Origin of the sequence: Corallococcus macrosporus, from assembly GCF_017302985.1 — a bacterium.
Taxonomy (GTDB): Bacteria; Myxococcota; Myxococcia; order Myxococcales; family Myxococcaceae; genus Corallococcus; species Corallococcus macrosporus_A.
The window spans coordinates 123,031-144,247 of the sequence record NZ_JAFIMU010000008.1 but is presented as its reverse complement, the minus strand read 5'-3'; the positions used below and the strand labels follow the sequence as shown (position 1 = coordinate 144,247).

The window sequence follows — 21,217 nt, the reverse complement described above, 5'->3', positions numbered from 1 at the left end:
CTCGGAGACAGTCATGTCCTTGCGCCGTCCGTTGTCCCTGTTCGCCTCCCTGTTGCTGCTGGGGGGCTGTGGTGCCGAAGTCGCGGAGGAGGGCGGGTCCATGGGCGAGGCCCGCTCGGCGTTGCACACGGGCATCGACCTGGCGGTGGCCGATCTGGGCGTGACGTGTGACGAAGGTCAGGTGGCGACGGTGACGGGGGCGGTCGTCAACGAGGCGCCGACGGGCATCGACCCGTCGGTGGCGGGCATCTACGCCGGAGACCCGGCGCAGGGCGGCACGCTGCTGGCGACGGTGAACGTGCCCTGGCTGGTGGGCAAGGAGCGCTATGCGTTCCAGGTGCCGGTGCAGGTGCCGGAGGGCACGCAGCGGCTGTTCGTGGTGGCGGACCACACGAACTTCTTCCCGGAGGACAGCGAGGAGAACAACACCGGGTCGGTGGCGCTGGCGGCCGGCGGTGGCTGTCTGGTGAACCAGGCGCCGGTGGCGCTGTGCCAGGACGTGACGGTGGTGGCGGACGCGTCGTGCGGGGCGTCGGCGTCCATCGACAACGGTTCGTATGATCCGGACGGCTTCCCGCAGCCCCTGAGCCGTTCGTTCAGCCCGGCGGGTGTGTACCCGGTGGGCACGACGCCGGTGACGCTCACGGTATCGGACGGGATGGACTCGGCCTCGTGCTCCGCGACGGTGACGGTGGTGGACGCGGCCGGGCCGGTGGCGGGCGGGAGCAAGGACCTGGTGCTGCCGCGCACGCTGGGCGCGGACTACAAGACGGTGACGCTGGCGGACTGCGCGCAGCCGGCGGTGGACACCTGCGGCGGGACGCTGGACCTGCAGCAGGCGGGCACCATCGTGCGCGTGGAGTCGGACGAGTCCGAGGACGCGCTGTTCAGCCTGGCCCTCTTCAAGTGCCGGGACATCGTGCTGAGCGCGGACCGCAAGTCCGCGCAGCTGCGCGCGGAGTCCAGCCTGCTGGGCAACGGCCGTGTGTACACGGTGGTGTACTCGGTGGAGGACGCGTCCGGGAACGCGACGCTGGGCAGCTGCAAGGTGAAGGTGCCCAGCCTCCAGGGCATCCTCTCCGTGGGCGTGGGTCCCGCGTACTGCCAGGGCACGGGGTGTCCGGCGGGCACGGGCGGCGGGCTGCTCTGCCCGCTGCTGTAGGCCGCGCGGGGACGTTCCGCGGTGGATGACGGCCCGGGTCCGCGAGTGTGCGCGGCCCGGGCTTCACCGTTGGTGCAGGCGTGCGAGGGAGCCTGCGCGTGCGTTGACGGGGATCGACGCCTCCCCTAGCTTGGCCGGCTTCCCGGCACCGCCACTTCCGAGGTGAGGAAGGGCCGTGCCGCGAGCACCCCGTATGATGCGCAGGACGGACGAGGAGTCAGGTCAGGGGGAGGCGCCGAGGGACGAGCGTGCTCCGGATGACCTCATGCCCGTGCTCCGCGTGGAGTACGACACCGACGTCCAGGCCGCGCCGGTGCTCCGGGTCCGTTCGTCCTGGCCTCCGGCGGAGTCGGAGTCTGAGTTCGGGGAAGCACCGCCCGCGCCCAAGGCGACGAGGGGCACATCCCGGCCGAAGACGCTGACCTTCCGCGAGCTGGACTCCGCGGCGCTGAAGTCCACGCCGCCCTCCCACCGCATGAACCGCGCGGTGCCCCCGCGTCCCGCCGTCCCCGCGGACGAAGCGGGGACGGCCGTCGAGTCCGCCGCCCAGGCTGCTCCGCTGTCTCCTTCGAGAGGCACGGATCCGCTCCGAGAGGACGACACGGCCGACGCACGGCCTGCCGTGCAGGCCTCGGGTCGCGCATCCAAGCCTCCGACGCCGGACCTCCTCCGTGAGGACGACACGGCCGACGCACGGCCTGCCGTGCAGGCCTCGGGTTGCGCACCCAAGCCTGCGACGCCGGACCTCCTGCGTGAGGACGACGCAGCCGACGCACGGCCTCCCACGCAGGCCTCGGGTCGCGTACCCAGGCCTGCGACGCCGGACCTTCTCCGTGAGGATGACGCGGCCGACGCACGGCCTCAGGCCTCGGGTCGCGCACCCACGCCTGCGACGCCGGACCTCCTGCGTGTGGACGACGCAGCCGACGCACGCCTTCCCGCGCAGGCTTCCGGTCGCGCACCCACGCCTGCGACGCCGGACCTCCTGCGTGTGGACGATGCGGCCAACGCACGGCCTCCCGTGCAGCCTTCGCGCTCCACACCGAAGCAGCCCGCGCCGGACCTCCTGCGTGTGGACGACGCAGCCGACGCACGCCTTCCCGTGCGGCCTTCGCGCTCCACGCCGAAGCCGTCCGCTCCGAACCTCATCCGCGTGGAAGACCCGGCCGACGCGCGTCCTCCCGAAGAGGCGCCGGCCCGCGACGTGTCCGCCTCCGGTGACGTCACGCCCGCGGAGCGCGAGGCCATGCAGGCCGCCGTGTCCTCCGGGCGCCGCCGGGAACAGTGGGTCGCTCCCACCTATCTCCCCGAGGACCTGCGCGACGCGCTCATCGCCGAGCGCAGCCAGTACCGCGCGCAGCGGCTCCAGGAGGCCCGCGAGGTGGGCCTGGCCGGGCCCGGTGTGCTGGGGCTCGTGCCCGTTCCCGCCGCGGATCCGGACTGGTCCGGTGGCTCGCTGCTCGGCTTCCTGGGCGAGGAGCTCGTGTTCGCCGGCAACATCGTCCACCTGGACTTCGAATCCGGCCGCGTCTTCGCCTCCTCCGACTCCGGCGAGGACCTGGACCGGCGCGTCCTCTCCTGCGAGCGCTGGTGCTACCGGCCCTACGACTTCGCCGAGGCCCTGTGCGCCGCGGCCTCCGCCTACGAGGACCGCGTCTCCGACCTCACCACCGCGCTGTCCCGCGCGAAGGGGGAGCTGCTTCCGTCCACGCCCTCGCCCCGAGACGCGGAGCTCATCCCCGTGGACCGGCTGTGGCGCCAGCCGTGGGGCAGCATCTGGGGGCCGCCCGGCACGGGTAAAACCACCGCCGTCGCGGACCTCATCGCCCGCGCCCTGCGCGCCTACCCCCACGAGCGCATCCTCGCGGTGGCCCCCACCAACCGAGCCGCGGACGAGCTCGTCATGCGCGTCAGCGCCCTGCTGGAGCGCGACCCCATCCCGCTGCGTCCCCTGGCCCGCAGCATCTTCCGGGGCGGCACCGGCGCCAGCGAGGCCCTCGCGAAGCTGCCCACCGTGGCGCTGGAAGAGACCAAGACGAGCAAGCTGCTCAACACCATCCAGGAGCGTGAGCGCGAGCTCACCCTGGAGCGCGCCCGGGGCGGCGCCGCGCCGGAGCTCGCCCGGATGCAGGCGGAGCTGCGCACGCTGCGCGGCCGCGTGAAGGACCCCACGCTGAAAGAAGCGGAGAAGGGCGACAGCCCCCTCATGGTGCTCACCGTGCACCGCGCCCTGCGGCTCGTGTCGGAGCTCGAAGGCGAGGAGACCTTCCAGCGGCTCGTCGTGGACGAGGCCGGCATGGTGACGCGCGCCGCGACGGGGCTGCTCGCCCCGCTGGCCCGGCAGGTGACGCTCGCGGGCGACCCCAAGCAGATCGGTCCCGTGAGCCGCGCGGCGGAAGGGGCGGGGAAGGGCACCCAGACGTGGCTTCGCGCCAGCGCCCTGTCCCACCTGGAGGACGCGGTGAAGGACGCGGAGCGCCCGGACGTGCTGCTGCTGCGCACCCAGCACCGCATGCACCCGGACATCGCGAAGGTGGTCAGCCACTTCTGCTACGGCGGCGCGCTGGAGGACGGCGACCTCGTGAAGGACCGGGCCCAGAAGCCCCCGCCCGTGCCCGCCTTCCCGTCCCGCGCGATGTGGCTGGTGCTGGACGGCCTGAGCCGCGACACCCGCCGCCTCACGCACGGCCGGGGCGAGACGGGCTCCGGCTACCAGCGCGAGCTGTCCGCGGAGCTCGCCGTGACGCTGGCCCGCCAGGCCGTGCGCCTGGGCCTCACCGTGCTGTGCGTGACGCCCTACCGCGCGCAGGCGGCGCTCCTGCGCAAGCTGGGCAACGCGGCGGGCCTGCGCCACGACATGTTCAGCGCCTCCACCATCCACCGCCAGCAGGGCACCCAGTACGACGTGGTGATGGTGGACACGGTCGCCGGCGGCCGGCCGTTCCCGCCGCACACGCTGGTGCCCATCCTCAACGTCGCCGCCAGCCGCGCGAAGGAATACCTGCTGGTGCTCGCCTCGCGCGCGGAGGCCCGCGCCTCCCCCGTGCCCGCGCGCTTCCTGTCGCTGCTCCCCCGCGTGCGCGTCCACGCCGGCACGCCGCCGAAGCTGGAGCTGCTGGCCACCCAGCCGCGTCCGCCGCCGCCACCCCCGCCGCCGCTGGTGCCCGTGGGGCTGGGCGGTGAAATCGCCGGCGGCAAGGACACGGGGCCCCTCTTCACCCAGGAGCAGGTGTCCCTCTTCGAGCGCCGCTTCGACGACGGCCACCACCTGGTGCGCGGCGTGGCCGGCAGCGGGAAGACGTACGTCCTGGCGCACTGGGCCGCGCGCTACCTCTTGGAGAACCCGCGCGCCCGGGTGCTGGTGTCCTTCTACAACCGCTCGCTCGCGCCGCTCGTGGACAAGCTGCTGCTGGAGGCGCTCGCCGTGCGCGCGGGCGCGGATCAGGTGCGGCCGCTCAGGGCCCAGGTGACGGTGAAGCACGTGGGCGCGCTCCGGCGCCTGGAGCCCCACACCTTCGACGCCGTCTTCGTCGACGAGGCGCAGGACATGGACGCCAGGGGCCTGGCGTCCCTGCACGCGCTGGTGCGTCCCCGCGTGGACGCGGAAGGCCGCGAGTCACGCTGCTTCCAGTTGTTCATGGACGACTCGCAGAACGTCTACGGCCAGGTGCCCATCGACCACCTGAAGGAGCAGCTCCCCGAAGGGCTGTCCTTCCGCGGCCGCACCCGCGTGCTCAAGGAGACCTTCCGCGCCACGCGAGACATCCTCGACGTGGCCTTCAACGTGGTGCTGGACCCGCTGCGCCAGCACCGCGTCACCGACCCCGGCATGCGCGAGTACATGAAGGCCGGGGAACTGGCCCGCGAGCGGCTCCTGTGGCTGCCGGAGGAGACCCTGGAAGGGCTCTACCGCGTGCAGTCCACCGAGCGCGGCGGCGTGCTGCCCGGGGTGAAGGACTTCGCCTCCAGCACCAGCGAGGCGCGCTGGGTGGCCAAGGAGATTGCCCGGCTCGTGCGCGAGGAGGGCGTCCACCCGGGGGACATCCTCGTGGTGGCGCCGGTGATGCCCGCCTCGTTCACGGACGCGCTGCGCAAGGCGGGCGTGCCCGCGGAGGCCTACGGCGGCAAGGGCGGCCGGGACGTGGCGGACTTCCGGGTGAGCGGCGTGGATCACGTGCGCGCCACCACGGTGTTCTCCTGCAAGGGCCACGAGTGCCCCGTCGTCTTCTTCGCGGGCCTGGAGGCCCTGGACTCCATCGAGGCGTGGATGGCCGGCGCCCGCCAGCGCAACGACCGCGAGAACGAACGCATCCGCCGGGCGATGTTCTACGTAGGGGCCACCCGCGCCATGAAGCGCCAGTACCTCACCGGCGTGCGGGGGGGCCGCTTCCTGCGGGTGGCCGCGTCCTACGTGGACACGCTGTCCGGCCACCGCCCGCCGGCGCCCTGAAACAGGGCACCGGGGGACTTGTTACATCCGCCAGCCGGTGACGCCCGCGCTCTTGCCGAACGCCGGCTGCCCGTACACCTCACGGAAGCGCGCGCGCAGCAGGTCGAACGTCTGCTGGAGATCCGGCGCCGCGGCGCGCGAGTCCGGCAGCTGTCCGCCCATCCGCGCGAAGCAACGGCTCATGGCGCCATCGAGCCACTGCGTCACGGACGCGGTGTCCTGGTCCTGGAGCCGCTCGAACACGGACAGGGCGCGCTCCAGCGTCTCGCCCACCAGCTCCGTGGAGTCGACCGCGCTCCCAGCGCAAAGCTTCGCGGCCCGGACTTCCAGGGCCGGACGATGCTTACGAACAAACTCCCCGAAGGCATGCAGATTCACGGTGACCATTCTTAACCCTTCGCCCCCACGCTGTCAGAACGCTGGACGCGAAAATCCTTGGCTTCCGGACACCACAAAGCGTGTCGGTGGAAAAGGGTGGTGGGATGAATCATGTATCACTCTCCGTCCAGGCAGGCGAGGCACCGGGGGCATTTCCCCAAGCCCATGGGTCGTGCGGGCCACCCGGTGGGCGCGGGCAGACCCAGGGGGCCGGCGTTGTTGTCCGGCGCGTTTGGAGGAAAGCAGGAGACATGCGCCGCACGGTCGAACTGACGGACATCGGAGGGAACGACGAAGGTCCCCGCGTCCTCCTATTGCCGGGACTGGGGGCCCGTGGATCGGGCTTTCGTGAGCTCGCCCTGCGGCTGACGGACGTCGCGCGTCCCGTCCTGGTTGAATACCCGGAGGGCGAGCATGCGGCGTGCGGTGCACGTGCGCTGGCGGAGCAGGTGCTGCGCGTCGCGGGTACCACGGACGCGGTGGTGGCCAGCTCCTTTGGCGGCATGGTGGCGGCGCACCTGGCCGCGGGCGGGGCGACGCGCGGCGTCGCGTTCCTGGGCTCCTTCACGCGCACCGAGCACGTGGGGCCTCGCGGACGGCTCATCGCGATGATGGGACCCATCGCGGTGCTGGGGCGTCCGGGCCGCGTGGCGGCGTCGCTGGCGGCGTGGCGGCCGGTGCCCACTGGACAGGTGGCGGACGTGGTGCCCACCACGGCGCTGGAGCGCGTGACGACGCTGCGGCGCGCGTTCGCCATCCACACGGAGCCTCCGCCGCCGGACCTGCGGCCGCTGAAGGTGTCGTGCCTGTGCATCCAGGGGGACCGCGACGTGCTGGTGCCGCCGTCGTCGCTGGAGCGGCTGGCCGCGTCGCTGCCGGAGGGCACGCCCCGGCACCTGCTGCGCGGCGCGGGCCACGTGCCCTATTTCTCGCATCCGGAGGAGTGCGCGCGGCTGCTCACGCCGTGGCTCCAGGCGCTCGCGCCCGCGGGGCTCGCGGCGCTGGCGGCATCGGACGTGGGCGCCGCGGCGTGGCGCCGCACGCGGCCTTGACACGGCGCGCGCGCGGGTGACGGATCCGCCCGCCCGGCGGGGGGGTGTACGGATGCGGGCGCGGGAAGTAGTTTCGCCTCCGCCGATGTCGACCCGTCCTCTTCGCGCGCTCCTCTTCGTGGCGTTCCTGTCCACGGCGGCCCAGGCCGCCCCGGAACCCGCATCCGGGCTGAATGCCTCGCCCGTGCTGCCCACCGCTCCGGCCCAGGCCGCCGCTCCGGCGCCCGCGCCCCGCCGCACCGTGCTGCTGCTGGGGGACAGCCTCATCGCCACGGGCTTCGGGGAGTACCTCCAGAACCAGCTCGCCGCGCACCCGAAGGTCCGCTGCGAGCGCCGCGCGAAGTCGTCCACGGGCCTGGCGCGTCCGGACTTCTTCGACTGGCTGGAGGTGGGCCAGCAGGAGGTGCAGCAGCACCAGCCGGACGTCGTGGTGGTCATCCTGGGCGGCAACGACGGACAGGCCCTGCACACGCGGCAGGGGCGCGCCACCGTCGCCTGGGGCAAGCCGGACTGGCAGGGCGAGTACCGCCAGCGGCTGACGGACTTCGTGACCGCCATCTCCGCGCCGGGCCGGAAGATCGTCTGGCTGGAGCTGCCCGCCACGGGCCTCCACCGCTTCGAGCAGAAGCTCACGCTGATCCGCGACCTGCAGCGCGAGGTCATCTCCGGACGCGAGGACGCCGTGCACCTGGAGACGCGGCCCTTCTTCACCGACGCGCGCGGCAAGGCGCTGAAGCAGGCCCGCGTGGAGGGCTTCCGCAAGCCCATGCGCCTGCGCATGACGGACGGCGTCCACTTCACCGTGGCCGGCGGGCGCTACTTCGCGAACAAGGTGTACCCGGAGGTGCTGGGCGCGCTGGGCCTGGAGGCCCCGGGCCCGGACGCGCAGCACACCACGCGCCCCGCCGCCAGCACCGCGAAGACGGCGCTTCAGGCCTCGGCGCCGGCCTCACCCGCGGCCGCGCCGTAGTCCCGCGCGCTCAGGAGTGGCGCGGCCAGGAGTCCTCGCTGCCCGCGTCCGGACGCAGCCTGCGCACGGCACGCAGGAGCAGCTCCTCGTCGCGCGGGTTGGCCAGGAAGCCGCGCGCCTCCAGCTTCCGTGCCCGGTCGAAGCCCTCGTCGTCCGACGTCCCGTGCACGATGAGCGCGCCCTCGATGTGGACCTCGCCCGCGAGCAGTCCCTCCATCGCCTGGAGGGGGGCGAGAACAACGTCGTTCGCGCGCGTGTGCAGCACCTCCAGCGGCGTGGCGACGCGCGACGCGATGCCGTTGCGCGCCAGCGTGCGGGAGATGAGCACCGCGGTGACGGGCGGCCACCCGTAGAGCATCAGCGGCGGGCTGGGCACGGCCGGACGGCGCGGCTCCGGGGCGGCGGAGCCCTCCGTTTCACGGATGCCATAGAGGGCGCTGAGCGCGCGGGACAGGGCGCCGTCGGAGGCCAGGTGCGGCTCCACGCGCGCCTTGCCGGACACGGCGCGCACGTCATCCACCGCGTCCAGCGACAGCGGGGCGGGCACGGCCAGGTGGAGCACCTCCCGGTCCTCGCGCGTCTCCAGCCCCAGCGGCACGACGCCGTACTGCCGGGCGATGCGCGCGGGCACCAGCGCGGTCAGGGAGCGGTCGAGCGGGTGCCGGTCCAGGTCCACGGCGTCCACGTCGAACTGGACCGCCAGCCCGCGCAGCACGTCCGCCTCCGTGCACACGCCCTCGCTCACCAGGGCACGTCCCAGGGGGACGTGGACCTCGTGGTGGTGCACGAGCCCCAACCGGAGCTGGCCTTTGTCGAGCACTCCCAGCTCCAGGAGGATCTCCCCCAGGGGGCGTCTGGATCCGATTTCCATGCCCACTCAAGGTGGCAACCCACCCCGCACGCGACGACGGTCGGCCAGGGGCCCGTCCGCCCGCCTGCCCTCAAGACGCGTGAAGCGGAAAGAGCGCCTCGTAGGTCTCCGGCTTGAAGCCCACGGTGACCGCGTCCTTCGTCACGAGCACGGGCCGCTTCACCAGCTTCCCGTCCTTCGCCAGCCACTGCACCAGCTCCGCGTCGGAGGCCGCGTCGACCTTCTCCTTCCCGAGCGCGCGGTAGCTCTGGCCGCTGGTGTTGAGCCACTTGCGCACGGACACGCCGCTTTGGGGAATCCATTGGCGCAGCTCCGCCACGGTGGGAGGCTGGTCCACGATGGGTCGCGTCTTGTAGGAGACGCCGCGCGCCTCCAGCCACTTCAGCGCCTTCTTGCAGGTGTCGCATCCGGAGTACGCCAGCACGAGGATGTCATCGGCCATGCGCGGGCTTCTACCAGAGCGCTTCCGGGAAGAGAGACCATGAACCGCTCCACCACGTTCCACGCCGTCCTGTCCGCCCTTCTATTCGTGGGCGGGCTGGGGTGCTCCGATGAGGCCGGACCGTCGGCGGAGCAGCCGTCGGGCATCGTGCCCGACGCCGGCCCCCGGGACCGTGACGACGCGGGGACCCCGGATCGCGACGCTGGCACCCCTGACGCCGGCACGACTGACGCCGGGACCTCCGATGCAGGCGTCCCGGACGCAGGCACCACCGACGCGGGGGTCCCCATCCCGCAGGACGGAGGCACGCTGGTGACGGACACCATGCCCGCGCGCCTGATGCTGGCCGGCTCTCCCTACCGCGTCGTGGGCAATGCCCGGTACGTCGTCACCATCCCCAAGGGCCAGACGACCACGGTGGAGCCGGGCGTCGTCATCGACTTCAAGGGCGACCCGGCGGTGACGAACGCGGACGTGCGCGACGGCGCGCAGGACGTGATGAACCACCAGAACGGCCGCGTGGAGCTGCGCGTCTACGGCCGCATCCTGGTGCAGGGCACCGCCAGCGCGCCGGTGACGCTCACCTCCACGAACCCGTATGGCTGGTGGGGCATGAACTTCTTCGGGGCCCAGTCCAAGGGGGACGGCGACCCCGTCTTCCGGCACATGGTCTTCGAGAAGGTGCGCAAGAACGAATACAACGGCGACCGGGACCGCACGCGCGGCGCGCTGTGGGCCTACTACCCGGGGCCCGTCACCATCGAGCACTCGCTCTTCCGCGACAACGAGTCCTCCGGCGCGTGCGGTGCGCTGGACCTCATGTTCACCGACGGCTCGGTGGTGACGGACACCGTCTTCGAGAACAACCGCACGCGCGACATCGACCGCTTCGCCACCGGTGACGGGGCCACGTCCGCCGCCGGCGCGATGTGCGTCACGCACGGGCGCTACTCCATCGTGCGCGGCAACACCTTCCGGAACAACACGCTGTCCGCCTTCCGCGGCAGCCAGGCCAACGCGCTCCAGCCGCGCACCTACGAGGTGTGGCCCAACGGCACCAACCACTACGACCTGGGCGGCGGCGGAGCGCTGCACTACTTCCAGCCCGACCACGACCTCATCGAGAACAACGTCTTCGAGAACAACGCCGCCGTGCGCGGGCCCGGCGCGGCCATCTACATCGAGGACGTGCCCGACACGGGCGTCACCCTGCGCGGCAACACCTTCACCGGCAACCAGGCAGGCGCCGGGGGCGTCATCGTCTGCAACCGGGGCAGCGGCAGCGCCATCGAGCTGGTGCTGGGCGCGGGCAACACCTTCAGCGGCAACACGGTGAACGGCGCGGCGGCTCCGCAGGTGACGGGCGACTGCGCCCGCTGAAGAAGGCCGCCGGGGTAGGGAGGCCCTGCCCGTCCGTCTGGAGGGCAGGCGGGCCGGCGTGCACCGGAACCTGCCCCGAGGGGTGAGGAAGCGCATCCTTTCCGGAGCCATCCCATTCCCCGGAAGGAGACGCATGGAGGGCACTCGCGCGGAACCCATCCCCAGCGTGGACGAGCCGCTGGAGCTCCCGGCGAAGCGCCGGCGGGGCTGGTGGATTCCGGGGGCGCTGGTGCTCGTCGCGCTCCTCGCGTTCATCCTCTCGCGGCACTCGGAGGAGAAGCAGTTCCTGGAGCTCCTGCGGCAGGCCCGGCCCGCGTGGCTGCTGGTGGCCGCCGCGTGCCAGGTGGGCACCTACCTGTGCGTGTCCGGCATCTGGTGGATGGTGCTGCACCGCGCGCGCATCAAGACCTCGCTCTGGTCGCTGGCGCGGCTGTCGCTGATGAAGCTCGCGTTCGACCAGGTCATCCCCACCGGCGGCGTGGGCGGGTCGCTGCTCGTGGGGCGCGGGCTGCGCCGCGAGGGCGCGAGCCCCGGCACCGCCGCGGGCGCGGTGCTGCTCACGGTGCTGTGCTTCTACATCGCGCAGGCGCTGGGCGTGGGCGTGAGCCTCTTCTTCCTCTGGCGGCGGGCCGAGCTGAACGACTGGATCCAATGGCTGGTGACAGGCTTCGGCGTGGTGGCGTTGCTCATCCCCATGGCCATCCTCTGGGCCACCCGGCACCGCGAGTGGAAGCCGGGCCGCTTCGCGAAGCGCATCCCGTCGCTGGGCGCCTTGCTCAAGGCCATCGCGGAGGTGCCGCCCGGCATGCTGCTCAACCCCGGCCTGCTCGCCCGCGGCGTCGTCCTGCAACTGGGCGTGTACGTGCTGGACGCGGCCACGCTGGGCGCCATGCTGCGCGCGCTGGGGCAGGAGGTCCCGCTGAGCACCGTGTTCGTCAGCTTCATGGTGGCCTCCATGGCGGAGACCGTGTCCATCATCCCCGGCGGCGTGGGCACCTACGAGGCCGCGTCCGTGGGCATGCTCAACCTCTTCGGCGTCCCGGTGGAGGCCGCGCTCGCGGGCACCCTGCTCCTGCGCGGCTTCACCCTGTGGCTGCCCCTGCTGCCCGGCCTGTACCTGCTGCGCCACACCTTCCGCCGCCGCCCCGCGCCCGGAGGGCAGGCAGGCTGACAGCACCGGAAGTCAGGGAAGGCCGTATCGCCTTCGCGCCGCTTCCCGTGGCCGCCCGTCTTGCGCGATGGTTCGCTCCGCGTGGACGACACCGGAATCGGAGAAGACGAAGCATCCATGAACCTGGGCCCCGCGCTGTTCCTCCACCCCGGCGTGAAGGTGCGGCCGTGCGAGTGGGGGATGGGCGTCTTCACCGACGTGTTCATCGCGGCCGGGGAGCTCATCGAGGAGTGCCACTACCTCAAGGTCCCGCAGCGCCAGTGCCGGGGGGAGCCGCTCGACGACTACGTCTTCGAAATCCGCTGGCACCGCCACGAGGAGCCCCGCAAGGGGGACTGGGTCGCGCTCGTGATGGGCTACGGCATGATCTACAATCACGCCACCGAACCCAACGCGTCCTATAGCCGTGCCGAGGACCGCGATGTGTTCCGTTATCACGCACTGCGGGACATCCACCCCGGCGAGCAGATCTGCATCAGCTACGGCGAGAACTGGTGGAAGGCGCGGGGTGAGGAAGTCCCGCCCTGAGTCGCTGCGCACCGTGTGCGCACCTGACGGTGTGGTCGCACTTCAAATCCCCGTGTCCGCGTGGGGGCCAACCAGTACAATGCAGTTCGCCTGTGCGCCGGTCTTCCAGGCCGCGCGGGTGCGAGGAATGCCAGACATCATGCCATTGCGTCGTTTCTACCTGTCCTCCGCTCTCGTGCTCTCCGCCTCTGCGTGCACCGGCAACATCGGTGGGCAGGACGCGGCACCTGAAAGCGCGGCGGCGCCCGCGCGCGTGCGCCGGCTGACGCGCGACGAGTACAACAAGTCCGCCTCCGCGGTGCTGGGCACGCCCGTCGACGTGGCCCAGGGCTTCGCGGCCGAGGACACCATCCTTGGCTTCTCCACCCACGAGCGGCTCCAGGTGACGTCGCTCCTGGCGGATCAGATCGACACCGCCGCGGTGACGCTGGCGGAGCAGGGCAAGGAGCAGCTGAGCGACCTGTACGCGTGCCCCTCCGGCAAGGCGCAGGACGAGTGCGCGCGGTCCTTCATCCAGCGCGTGGGTGAGCGCGCCTTCCGCCGGCCGGTGACGGCGGAGGAGGAGACGGACCTCCTGGCCCTCTTCAACCAGGGAAAGCAGGGCGGGACCATGGAGACGGGCGCGGAGCTGGTGCTCCAGGCGCTCTTCTCCTCCGCGTCGTTCCTGTACCGCACGGAGCTGGGCCCGGACACCGCGCGCAAGGGCCAGGTCGTGGAGCTGACCCCCTACGAGGTCGCCTCCGAGCTGTCCTTCATGGTCACCGGCGGTCCGCCGGACGCCACGCTGCTGTCCGCCGCCAAGGCCGGCACGCTGTCGTCCCCCGACGAGCGCGAGGCGCAGGCGCGCCGCCTGCTCAAGACGGAGGCCGCGCAACTGAAGCTGCGCCAGTTCTTCATCGAGTGGCTGGGGCTGGGCGGCCTGGCCAAGGTGAACAAGAACAACCTCGTGTACCCGGACTACAGCGTGGACTTCCGCGACTCCATGGTCCGCGAGCGCGACGCGTTCATCGACTCCATCGTGAAGAACAACGGGGGCTCCGTGGAGGAGCTGCTCGGTGCGAAGTACTCCTTCGTGGACGAGACGCTGGCCAACTTCTACGGCGGCCTGGAGCGCACCAACGTGGACGACGACACCGGCCTGGGCCGCGTGACGCTGCCCCCGGAGCGCCAGGGCATCCTCACGCAGGCGGGCGTGATGTCCACGTACGCCCACTTCGACTCGTCCTCGCCCATCAAGCGCGGCAAGTTCGTGCTCACGCGCATGCTGTGCCGCACGGTGCCCGCGCCGCCGGCCAACGTGTCCACCATCCCTCCGGCGCTGTCGGAGAACGCCACCACCCGCGAGCGCTTCGCGGCGCACACCAACAACCCCAACTGCGCCGGCTGCCACAAGATCATCGACCCCATGGGCTTCGGCATGGAGGACTTCGACGGCCTGGGCCAGCACCGCACGGAGGAGAACGGCAAGACGGTGGACGCCAGCGGCGCGGTGATGGCCAAGGATGGCACCACCAACCTGGGCAGCTTCACCGGCGGCGCGCAGCTGGCGCGCTTGCTGACCACCAGCGACGAGCTGGCCAATTGCGTGCCGCTCCAGTTCGTGCGCTACGCCATGGGACGTGACGAGCACGCCTCGGACGCGGAGCTGCTCGCCGCCATGCGCACGGGCCCCTACCGCACGGACCACCTGAAAATCACCGAAGCGCTGGTCAGCCTGGTGCGCTCGGCTTCCTTCACCCAGCGGCGTCTGCCCACCCGTTGAGCTTAGACCTCCATGTCCCGCGACTTCTCCCGACGCAGCATCCTGAAGCTCCTGTCCGGCACGGCCATGGCGGCGCCCTTCGCGCACCTGCTCACCAGCTCCGTGGCCGAAGCGGCCGACGCCGCGCCCCTGCGCTTCATCGCGCTGTTCACCCCGCACGGCTTCCTGCCGGAGTACTGGCGGCCCCGGGGCAGCGACACGAACTTCGACATCGACTTCGAGAACTCCGTCCTCCAGCCGCTCCAGCGCCACCGCGACAAGCTGCTGGTGCTGGACGGCCTGGACTACCGCGTCCTCTACGAGCACGGCCGCACCGGCCACGAGGGCGGCCCCGTCACCTTCCTCACCGGCAGCCAGGTGGAGGTGTCCAGCGGTGACGAGCTGCCCTCCGGCCCGTCCCTGGACCAGGTGATTGGCAACGCGGTGGGCGGCGTCACCCAGTTCCGCTCGCTGCAGTTGCACGCCTTCGAGCAGTTCGGCGCCCAGCACGTCTACAACAGCATCTCCTTCACGGAGAACGGCTCGCGCGTCCCGTTCGAGCTCAACCCCGCCAACGTCTACAAGCGCCTCTTCGGCGGCCTGGGCTCCAATCCGGCCGAGGCGCAGGCCATCCTCACCAAGCGCAAGAGCCTGCTGGACTACCTCATCAAGGACGCCACCCGGCTGAAGTCGCGGCTGGCGGCCACGGAGGGCACCAAGCTGGACACGCACCTGGCGGCGCTGCGCGACATCGAGCGGCGGCTCACCAACACCGGGGCGCTCAACTGCGCCCGGCCGGACGCGCCGTCCGAGGCGCTGAGCGACCTGGGCGACATCAACAACATGCCCGGCCTCACCGAGCTGCACATGGACCTCATCGCCCGCGCGTTCGCGTGTGACTTGACGCGCGTGGTGACCATGACCATCCCCGGGCCGTCCATGCCGTGGATTGGCATCGACGAGGACATCCACAACGACATCGCCCACCGCACGGACACCCAGTCCGAACCCGCGCGCACCGAAATCCGCCTGCGCATGGTGCAGGTGCAGCGGTGGTACTCGGAGCAGGTCGCGCGCCTCATGGACAGCCTCAAGGCCATCCCGGAGGGCAGCGGCACGGTGCTCGACAACACCCTCATCCTCTGGGGGAACGAGCTGGGCGACGCCGCCGGCCACATGAACGTGTCCATCCCCACGGTGCTGGCGGGCGGCGCGGGCGGGAAGTTCCGCATGGGCCGCATGCTGTCGCTGCGCCCCGGCAAGGACCCGCTGGGCTCATGGCCGGGCCCGGGCACCCCGCTGCCGGGCGCGGTGGAGCACAACAAGCTGCTCACCTCCATTGCCCAGGCCTTCGGCGTGAACGTGGACCGCTTCGGCCACCCGGACTACACGGGCACGCTGCCCGGCCTCACCTGAGCTGGTAGACGGCTGGAAAGACAACGGGAGCGGACCCCAGGGGGCCCGCTCCCGTTTTCATTTCAGGGACAGCCGGTGGGAAGGACTACCCGCCGAGCGCGCCGTTGATGAGGGGCGCGAGGATGCTCATGCCCGCGTCTTCCTTGTTGTAGTTGTTGGCCGGCTCGTAGATGCGCACGCGCTGGTTGCCGTTGATGAAGCGCGACAGGAAGACGTCCATGGGGACCATCTCGCTGTGGCAGGCCCAGGACTGCCAGGGGCTGGAGGCGTACTCGTACCAGTACTTCTTCTCCATGCGCTGGCAGGCGTGCGCGCCCACGAAGGTGATGATGGTGCTGCAGTGGCTGGCGTTGATGTCGCGCTGGTGCGGGATGAAGTAGCTGAAGTTGTTGTACTTGTTCAGCTCCGCCACGAACGCGTCCTGGTCCTGCTTCCAGTACGCGTGGATGGACGCCTCGTCGTTGGGCGTCTTGAAGCGCTCATACGAATAGCGCGAGTAGTTGTAGTCCATCGTGTAGCCCGTGTACGCGAGCTGGTCGTTCGGGAACTCCGTGGCCACCATCTTGTTGATGGAGCCCATGTCGTTGATGCTGAAGCTGGCCGGCAGCTGGCTGAACACCGAGTCCAGGTTCCACGACGAGCGGATCTTGTCGTGCAGCGGGCGCGACAGGGAGTTCGAGTTCGGCGCCATGAAGATGGGGCCGGAGTCGTTCAGCATGTACCCCTTGGCGGGGTTGATGGCCTTGCGGATGAAGTAGTAGCCGGCGGACGTGGACGTGCCACCCGCGCTGTAGCCCGTCACCAGCAGCTTCTGGACGCCGGGGAAGTTCTGCTTGGCGTAGTTCGCCGCGGCAAGCGTGTTGTTATAGCCATTGTGGTACCAGGTCAGCGGGGCCTGGCCGCCGGTGGTGTCCACGTACGTCTTGGCGTTGTTGCCGATGTGCACGTCGCCCGTGCAGTACGGCATGTAGACGATGTTCCAGTCCTTCGTGACGATGTCCTTGCGGTCACGGAAGGGCAGGCCCGGGTCCGCCCCGTTGACGATGGGGGACACGTACTTGGCCGTGAACTGCGTCATGTAGTCGTCGGCGATGCCGTTGGGGTTCGCCGCGCCCAGGATGCCCAGGCGGCCGCTACAGGAATCGTAGTCCCAGCACGCGCCGCCACCTTCCATCATGAACAGCAGGTTGGGGGACGCCGTGCGGTGCACGAAGAACTTGTACTGCGAGCCGTTGCCACACTTCAGGCCGGGCAGCGCCACCTTCTGCCAGGCGTAGTTGTTGCCGCCGTCCACCAGCACGTCAACGATGCCTTCCACCAGCACTTCGGCATGCGCGGTGCCCACGGGGGCGGAGAGGGCCAGAAGGCTCATCCAGAGAAAACTTCTCATGCGGCTTCCTCCAAGAGGGGGAGTGAATGGGGTTGCGGCCGCGAATGATACGTTTTTGTTTATCAGCCGGAAGCAGGGAAACTTCGCTACCGGTGAAAATAGTGAATTCCAAGTTGGGTGCAGCATTCCATCTGGAAGGACTGGGATTGCCGTCTTGCGTCAGCTGGGAGTCAAGAATTGACGCGGCATGCCATGTTTTAAATGTATCAATTGCGCGGTGCGTTGGCGGGCGGGGTGACACGGGTTGCGGCGGGTGCGGGGCGCGCGGTATGGCCTTGGGCATGAGCACGCGCGCGCGTTGGAAGCTGCCCCTGGGCACTGCGGGAGTCCTGGTCCTGGCGGTGGGGGCGTGGCTTGTCTTTGGCGGGCAGGCCCCGGAGGACGCCACGCCGGCCGTGCCGCCCGCGCCCATGGCGCAGGCCCCCGCGCCGCCGCCCGTGTTCGCTTCCTCGTCGGCGGTGCCCCGCGCGAAGGACGGCGGGCTGGACCTGGTGGGCGCGGCGACGGCGCAGGTGCAGGCGGAGGAGCCGGAGGCCGGCCCCTATCCGGTGGACCTGGACGCGCTGCGCGCGAAGCTGCCGGGCAACCTCTACTGGGAGAACGACGTCCCCACCCAGGACCCGGACGAGCTGCGCCGCCGCGAGGGCGTGAAGGCGAAGTGGAACGCGCTCTACGGCAAGGTGCTGGCCAACGAGGCGACGGAGGAGGAGGTGCACCAGTACTACGAGCACCGCCGCCAGCTGTCCGAGGACGCCATCGCCTTCGCCACCACGGTGCTGCAGGACTACGGCGACAAGCTGCCCTCGGAGCACAAGGGGCTGTTGGAGTTGAGCGTGAACCTGCACCGCGCGCGGCTGGCGGAGCTGCCGCGCCAGGAGTCGGACGCGCTGGCGCGCCGGGAGGCCAACGCCCAGCGGCAGAAGGAGTGGCGGGCTGGCGGTGGCCGTCAGCCCTGAAGCCCCTTTGCCCTGGCCGCCGCTTCAGGCCCCGCCGTCCACGCCGGGGAAGGTGCGGATGAGCGGTGAGCGTACGGCGGAGGAGGCCACCCACAACTGGTGGGAGGAGCGGGTGACGGCGACGTGCAGCCTGCGGCGGGCCTCGTCGTCCGCGGGGTAGGCGCGCGCGGTGACGTCCGGCAGGACGACGTAGTCGAACTCCAGGCCCTTCACGTTGTCCACGTCCGTCACGTCCACGCCGGGCTCGAAGGAGAAGTCGCCCTCCAGCACCAGCCGCGCCCAGGGCATCTCCCGGATGACGCGGTGGAAGGACTGGGCGGACTCGCGGCTGCTGGCGATGACGCCCACCGACGCGTGCGGCTCGCGCAGCACCAGGTCGCGCAGGGCGTCCCCCAGGAACAGCCACGCCTGGGCCTCGTCGGGGAAGTGGTGGAAGCCCACCGGTGCGCCCTCGCGGCCGGCGCGGGCGGCGTTGGCCGGGGACTGGGTGCCCAGCACGTGCTGCGCCAGCTCCACCACCGGGCGCGGGCAGCGGTAGGACACCTGGAGCCGGCAGGTGGCGGCGTCGCGGATGCCCAGCTCCTCCAGGGCGGCGTCCCAGCCGGCGAAGCCCGCCGTCGTCTGCTGCACCTCGTCCCCCGCCAGTGTGCAGCTGCGGCTGTCGCCGAGCAGCTGGCTGACGACGAAGAGCTCGAAGAGGGAGAAGTCCTCCGCCTCGTCCAGCACCACGTGGGCCAGCCGCTCCGCGCCCAGCGCGCCCCGCTGCGCCTTGAGGAACATGAGGATGGGCAGGTCGTCCGGGTCCACCGTGCCCGCGAGCGCGTCGGGTGTGTCCGCTTCGATGGCGCGCCCGTCCACGGTGATGAGGCTGTCCGCGTCGTAGCCCTTGTACTGGCGCGCCAGCGGCGTGGCGGTCTGCTGCTTCGTGTGCTCCATCACCTCCGCCACCACGGTGCGCGGCAGCTCGCCCTTCGCGTCCGCCACCACGGCCTCCAGGAAGGCGCGGTCCAGGTACGCGTCCGCCAGCTTGAGGCGCAGCCGGTCCAGCGTGGGCGGCAGGGCCTTGCCCTTGAACACGGGCACCCGGTCCGCCAGCGCGCGGCGCAGGGCGGGGTGGCGCTTGAAGCGCGACACGAGCGCGGGCGTCTCCGGGGAGAGCTTGATGCCCGGCAGGCTGAAGGCGGAGCGCGCGGTGGCGAGCGACCAGGACTCCAGCGTCTCCACGGACACCTTGCCCAGGCCCAGCGGCTCCAGGAGCCGGCGCGTGAGCCGGGCCAGGCCCGCCTCCGGGACGACGACCTTGGTGCGCGCCTGCGGGTACGCCTTCGCGTCGTCGAAGACGACCTTGGCCAGCCGGTGCAGCGCCACCGTCGTCTTGCCGCTGCCCGCGCTGCCCAGCACCAGCAGCGGCTGCTCCGGGCCGGTGCTGACGGCGGCGTACTGCTCCGCGTCCAGGAGCGCCGTGACGCCAAAGGCATCCTCGACGCGCGTGGTGCCGCGGCCCACGCCCAGCAAGCCCGGACGCGCGGCGGTGCCGCTGCCGCCCGCGAGCACGGAGGCCGCGTCGCGTCCTCTCGCGTGCCAGCGGCCCTGGGCGTCGCGCTGGAGCAGGTGCGGGCCGGTGCTGATGCGGGTGAGGACGCCCTTCTCGATGATGACCAGCCGGCGCGCCTCCACCTCGCCCTCGGAGAGCCGGTCGCCGAAGTACTCCTCGAACGCGTCGCCCTCCTCGTAGTTGTAGAAGACGCGCGCGACGGGGGCGAAGCGCCAGTCGATGACGCGCACGCCGGCGGCGAGGTTGGCGAAGCTGGTGCGGCCGAGCAGGTAGTCGCGCGCGCCCGTGGCGCTGGACAGGCGCAGGTGCGCGAAATAGGGGGCGTTCGCGTCCGGCAGCGGCACGGTCTCCTGCCGCTCCAGCATGGAGCGCACCTCGTTCATCTGCGTGAAGACATGCGGCAGGTCCGCGGCGTGCGCGGTGGTGGCGTCGTCGCGCAGGACCTGGAGCTGGGCCATGAGCCCCTGGGTGTCCAGCGTGCGCTCCGCGGCCTGACGGCGCGCCTCGGACAGCGCCTGCTGGACGCGGGACAGCAGGGCCTCTTCCTCGGCGATGAGCGCGAGCGCCTCGGGCGACAGCTCCTGGCCGGCCATGATGGCTTCCTTTCCGCCCTTGGGCGTTTGGGTGGCCGTGCAAGGTGAACGCTGGTCCCCGCCGGGTCAACCCGTTGGATTTTCGGGCCGTCTTGCTAATGTAGGGATCGCGGTTGCCTCCCCGTGGGGTGGGGTGGCTGTTCGCGACCGGTCGCTCAGAGCGGCTGTCTGTCGAATGGCGGCGCGCGCGGGCGGAGGGTGGCTTCTAACGGCACTCGCGGCTTGCTTCCGTCCGGCTCCATCCCGAACACGGAGGATGTACCGGATGACCTTCATGACCTCGCCGTTCCGCTGGACGCTGTCGCTCGCCGCCGCGCTGGGAATCGTCACGTCGGCGGGGGCGCAGGAGCCGGAGCCCCAGACGGAGGCGGAGACGACCACCACCACGACGACCACGACCACGGAGTCGCTGACGACGCCGGTGCGGCCCTACGGGCGCATGGGGCCGGAGATCGCGGTGAGCGGCAACGCGGGCTTCGGCGTGGGCTACGTCTACAAGAACGGCCTGAGCCCCGCGGGCACGGTGGAGAGCCTCAAGATCACCGACTCCGCGAAGGTGTCCATCCCCGTCATCGCGGAGCTGGGCTTCCGGGCGACGCCGCGCTTCTACGTGGGGGTGTGGGGCAGTTGGGAGAAGGTGTTCACCAAGACGAACGACCTGTCGTGCCCGGAGGGCTTCGACTGCTCCACCGAGCAGTGGCGCTTCGGGCCGGAGGTCCGCTACCACATCGCTCCGGACGCGGGCTTCGACCCGTGGATTGGCCTGGGCGTGGGCCTGGAGATCCTCAAGAGCCACGTGGAGGGCGACACGCAGGTGCAGGCCGCGCCGGGGGTGTTCGTGCCCGCGCACGTCGATACGCACGTCACGGACCGGGGCCCCACCTTCGCCCGCGTCACGCTGGGCGGTGACGTGCGGCTGATGCGCGCCCTGTCGGTGGGACCCATCATCACCGCGTCCATTGGCAGCTACACGGTGCGGACCGGTTCGCAGACGGTGGACATCACCGGGTTGGGCAGCCGCGACCAGCCGCTCGCGCGCGTGGACGACGGCTTCCACGCGCTGTTCACCGTGGGCCTCCGCCTGGCGGTGCTCCCGCTGTAGCGCGGGCGGGGGTTGGACAAAGCGGGACGTCCCCTGGAACCTGGGGCCCGGGTGAGGTGT

General features: G+C 71.2%; 16 protein-coding genes. 11 read left to right on the top strand and 5 right to left on the bottom strand.

Annotation, left to right across the window (positions count from 1 at the left end):
* The first annotated feature begins 13 nt into the window (after nt 1–13).
* Nucleotides 14–1,162: a hypothetical protein gene (locus JYK02_RS27395; RefSeq protein WP_207055504.1), complete on the top strand. Its 1,149-nt coding sequence runs from the start codon at nt 14–16 to the stop codon at nt 1,160–1,162.
* 265 nt (nt 1,163–1,427) lie between these two features.
* On the top strand, nt 1,428–5,612 hold the full coding sequence (locus JYK02_RS27390; protein WP_242589272.1) for an AAA family ATPase: 4,185 nt from the start codon (nt 1,428–1,430) through the stop codon (nt 5,610–5,612).
* 21 nt (nt 5,613–5,633) lie between these two features.
* Here JYK02_RS27390 and JYK02_RS27385 read toward each other — a convergent pair whose 3' ends face one another.
* Nucleotides 5,634–5,999, bottom strand: coding sequence for a hypothetical protein (locus JYK02_RS27385; RefSeq protein WP_207055503.1), 366 nt, complete (start codon nt 5,997–5,999; stop codon nt 5,634–5,636).
* Between the two features lie 242 nt (nt 6,000–6,241).
* On the opposite strand from JYK02_RS27385, the gene JYK02_RS27380 reads away from it, so the two are divergent.
* Complete coding sequence (locus tag JYK02_RS27380; RefSeq protein WP_207055501.1) at nt 6,242–7,042, top strand: alpha/beta fold hydrolase; 801 nt, start codon at nt 6,242–6,244, stop codon at nt 7,040–7,042.
* Nucleotides 7,043–7,127: 85 nt separating this feature from the next.
* Entirely contained in the window at nt 7,128–8,012 is an 885-nt protein-coding gene (locus JYK02_RS27375; RefSeq protein ID WP_207055499.1) for an SGNH/GDSL hydrolase family protein, read from the top strand.
* Between the two features lie 10 nt (nt 8,013–8,022).
* Here the strand turns inward: JYK02_RS27375 and JYK02_RS27370 are convergent, their stop codons facing one another.
* Together JYK02_RS27370 and JYK02_RS27365 are read right to left on the bottom strand one after the other, a co-directional pair.
* Entirely contained in the window at nt 8,023–8,883 is an 861-nt protein-coding gene (locus JYK02_RS27370) for a general secretion pathway protein GspE (RefSeq protein ID WP_207055497.1), read from the bottom strand.
* 70 nt (nt 8,884–8,953) lie between these two features.
* Nucleotides 8,954–9,325: a Spx/MgsR family RNA polymerase-binding regulatory protein gene (locus JYK02_RS27365; RefSeq protein ID WP_207055496.1), complete on the bottom strand. Its 372-nt coding sequence runs from the start codon at nt 9,323–9,325 to the stop codon at nt 8,954–8,956.
* A gap of 39 nt (nt 9,326–9,364) precedes the next feature.
* Between JYK02_RS27365 and JYK02_RS27360 the strand changes: the two genes are divergently transcribed.
* The 5 genes from JYK02_RS27360 to JYK02_RS27340 all read left to right on the top strand — a co-directional run bounded on the left by JYK02_RS27360 (nt 9,365) and on the right by JYK02_RS27340 (nt 15,561).
* Nucleotides 9,365–10,705, top strand: a complete 1,341-nt coding sequence (locus JYK02_RS27360) for a right-handed parallel beta-helix repeat-containing protein (RefSeq protein ID WP_207055495.1) — start codon at nt 9,365–9,367, stop codon at nt 10,703–10,705.
* A 133-nt stretch (nt 10,706–10,838) separates the two neighbouring features.
* Nucleotides 10,839–11,876, top strand: a complete 1,038-nt coding sequence (locus JYK02_RS27355; protein WP_207055494.1) for a lysylphosphatidylglycerol synthase transmembrane domain-containing protein — start codon at nt 10,839–10,841, stop codon at nt 11,874–11,876.
* Nucleotides 11,877–11,993: 117 nt separating this feature from the next.
* The gene (locus tag JYK02_RS27350; RefSeq protein ID WP_207055493.1) at nt 11,994–12,404 is read left to right on the top strand and encodes an SET domain-containing protein-lysine N-methyltransferase; all 411 of its coding nucleotides are present in this window, start codon (nt 11,994–11,996) and stop codon (nt 12,402–12,404) included.
* A 139-nt stretch (nt 12,405–12,543) separates the two neighbouring features.
* Complete coding sequence (locus tag JYK02_RS27345; protein WP_242589271.1) at nt 12,544–14,166, top strand: DUF1592 domain-containing protein; 1,623 nt, start codon at nt 12,544–12,546, stop codon at nt 14,164–14,166.
* A gap of 12 nt (nt 14,167–14,178) precedes the next feature.
* Nucleotides 14,179–15,561, top strand: a complete 1,383-nt coding sequence (locus JYK02_RS27340; RefSeq protein ID WP_207055491.1) for a DUF1552 domain-containing protein — start codon at nt 14,179–14,181, stop codon at nt 15,559–15,561.
* An 85-nt stretch (nt 15,562–15,646) separates the two neighbouring features.
* Here JYK02_RS27340 and JYK02_RS27335 read toward each other — a convergent pair whose 3' ends face one another.
* Nucleotides 15,647–16,951, bottom strand: a complete 1,305-nt coding sequence (locus JYK02_RS27335; RefSeq protein ID WP_207055490.1) for a pectin acetylesterase-family hydrolase — start codon at nt 16,949–16,951, stop codon at nt 15,647–15,649.
* Between the two features lie 281 nt (nt 16,952–17,232).
* On the opposite strand from JYK02_RS27335, the gene JYK02_RS27330 reads away from it, so the two are divergent.
* On the top strand, nt 17,233–17,907 hold the full coding sequence (locus JYK02_RS27330) for a hypothetical protein (RefSeq protein ID WP_207055488.1): 675 nt from the start codon (nt 17,233–17,235) through the stop codon (nt 17,905–17,907).
* A 24-nt stretch (nt 17,908–17,931) separates the two neighbouring features.
* Here the strand turns inward: JYK02_RS27330 and JYK02_RS27325 are convergent, their stop codons facing one another.
* Nucleotides 17,932–20,055, bottom strand: coding sequence for an ATP-binding domain-containing protein (locus tag JYK02_RS27325; protein ID WP_207055486.1), 2,124 nt, complete (start codon nt 20,053–20,055; stop codon nt 17,932–17,934).
* 265 nt (nt 20,056–20,320) lie between these two features.
* On the opposite strand from JYK02_RS27325, the gene JYK02_RS27320 reads away from it, so the two are divergent.
* A complete protein-coding gene (locus JYK02_RS27320) occupies nt 20,321–21,157 on the top strand; it encodes a hypothetical protein (protein ID WP_207055485.1) in 837 nt (278 codons plus the stop codon).
* Nucleotides 21,158–21,217 lie beyond the last annotated feature (60 nt).

What these genes read in the sequence shown, in the direction of transcription:
- JYK02_RS27365 (WP_207055496.1), bottom strand. Translation starts at nt 9,325, where the DNA reads ATGGCCGATGACATCCTCGTGCTGGCGTACTCCGGATGCGACACCTGC.
- JYK02_RS27325 (WP_207055486.1), bottom strand. Translation starts at nt 20,055, where the DNA reads ATGGCCGGCCAGGAGCTGTCGCCCGAGGCGCTCGCGCTCATCGCCGAG.
- JYK02_RS27330 (WP_207055488.1), top strand. Translation starts at nt 17,233, where the DNA reads ATGAGCACGCGCGCGCGTTGGAAGCTGCCCCTGGGCACTGCGGGAGTC.
- JYK02_RS27340 (WP_207055491.1), top strand. Translation starts at nt 14,179, where the DNA reads ATGTCCCGCGACTTCTCCCGACGCAGCATCCTGAAGCTCCTGTCCGGC.
- JYK02_RS27350 (WP_207055493.1), top strand. Translation starts at nt 11,994, where the DNA reads ATGAACCTGGGCCCCGCGCTGTTCCTCCACCCCGGCGTGAAGGTGCGG.
- JYK02_RS27360 (WP_207055495.1), top strand. Translation starts at nt 9,365, where the DNA reads ATGAACCGCTCCACCACGTTCCACGCCGTCCTGTCCGCCCTTCTATTC.
- JYK02_RS27375 (WP_207055499.1), top strand. Translation starts at nt 7,128, where the DNA reads ATGTCGACCCGTCCTCTTCGCGCGCTCCTCTTCGTGGCGTTCCTGTCC.
- JYK02_RS27390 (WP_242589272.1), top strand. Translation starts at nt 1,428, where the DNA reads ATGCCCGTGCTCCGCGTGGAGTACGACACCGACGTCCAGGCCGCGCCG.
- JYK02_RS27335 (WP_207055490.1), bottom strand. Translation starts at nt 16,951, where the DNA reads ATGAGAAGTTTTCTCTGGATGAGCCTTCTGGCCCTCTCCGCCCCCGTG.
- JYK02_RS27345 (WP_242589271.1), top strand. Translation starts at nt 12,544, where the DNA reads ATGCCATTGCGTCGTTTCTACCTGTCCTCCGCTCTCGTGCTCTCCGCC.
- JYK02_RS27395 (WP_207055504.1), top strand. Translation starts at nt 14, where the DNA reads ATGTCCTTGCGCCGTCCGTTGTCCCTGTTCGCCTCCCTGTTGCTGCTG.
- JYK02_RS27320 (WP_207055485.1), top strand. Translation starts at nt 20,321, where the DNA reads ATGACCTTCATGACCTCGCCGTTCCGCTGGACGCTGTCGCTCGCCGCC.
- JYK02_RS27385 (WP_207055503.1), bottom strand. Translation starts at nt 5,999, where the DNA reads ATGGTCACCGTGAATCTGCATGCCTTCGGGGAGTTTGTTCGTAAGCAT.
- JYK02_RS27370 (WP_207055497.1), bottom strand. Translation starts at nt 8,883, where the DNA reads ATGGAAATCGGATCCAGACGCCCCCTGGGGGAGATCCTCCTGGAGCTG.
- JYK02_RS27380 (WP_207055501.1), top strand. Translation starts at nt 6,242, where the DNA reads ATGCGCCGCACGGTCGAACTGACGGACATCGGAGGGAACGACGAAGGT.
- JYK02_RS27355 (WP_207055494.1), top strand. Translation starts at nt 10,839, where the DNA reads ATGGAGGGCACTCGCGCGGAACCCATCCCCAGCGTGGACGAGCCGCTG.